The sequence below is a fragment of the Streptomyces hirsutus genome, assembly GCF_001418415.1.
Lineage (GTDB): Bacteria > Actinomycetota > Actinomycetes > Streptomycetales > Streptomycetaceae > Streptomyces > Streptomyces hirsutus.
In genome coordinates, this window is record NZ_LIQT01000148.1 from 422 (window position 1) to 1,071 (window position 650).

Below are 650 nucleotides of genomic sequence, written 5' to 3' on the forward strand. Positions count from 1 at the left end.
CCAGGCGGCGAAAGCGTCGATGCGACCGGTGTAGAACTGCTCGCCTGGCACAGATCCTGGGTTCTTGCTGGCGTCGTAGAAGGCGACGTTGGTGAAGGTGGCTAACGCGGAAGCGTTGAGGTTCTTGTAGAAGGCAAGCTTGCCCCGGCCGAAGCCGACGAACAGCCAGAACACCCCCAGCGCTGCGGTGTTCTGCAGCAGGGAGCGGACCTCGGCCTTGTCCCATGATTCGTCGCCAACCTGGATGACCACGAAGGCGGGATCGGATGCCCCGAACTCCTGGTAGTGGCTCACAGCGCGGCGCATTGCGTTGGCCACGTTGCCCCAGCCCCAGTCGACCTGTGTGTGCAGCTGCCCGATACGGCCGTGGTAGTTGTCGAGCCTAATCTCCTCGAGGAACGGCTCCCTCCCGCTGGAGAAGATGACCGGCACCGTGCCGTCGTCGTCGAGGTTGGCCGACAGGGCCAGGACGCGTTCGGCGAAAGCCTGCACGGCGAACGGCTCGTAGAGCTCTTCCATGTGCCGGTCGTGGTCCAGGATGAGGTAGACAGCAGCTTGCCGTCCCGTGATCCCTTGGTTTGTGAGGGCCTGGCTGGCCTGACAAAGCTGGTGCTAGCAGGCCCGGGGCCTGCCGCTCCAGCTTCGTCAGG

Annotated in this window: 1 protein-coding gene; it reads right to left on the reverse strand. The window is 64.3% G+C overall.

What is annotated here, in order from left to right:
- On the reverse strand, nt 1–519 hold a 519-nt coding region (locus AOK11_RS11805), incomplete at its 3' end, for a VWA domain-containing protein (protein WP_240497305.1).
- Nucleotides 520–650 lie beyond the last annotated feature (131 nt).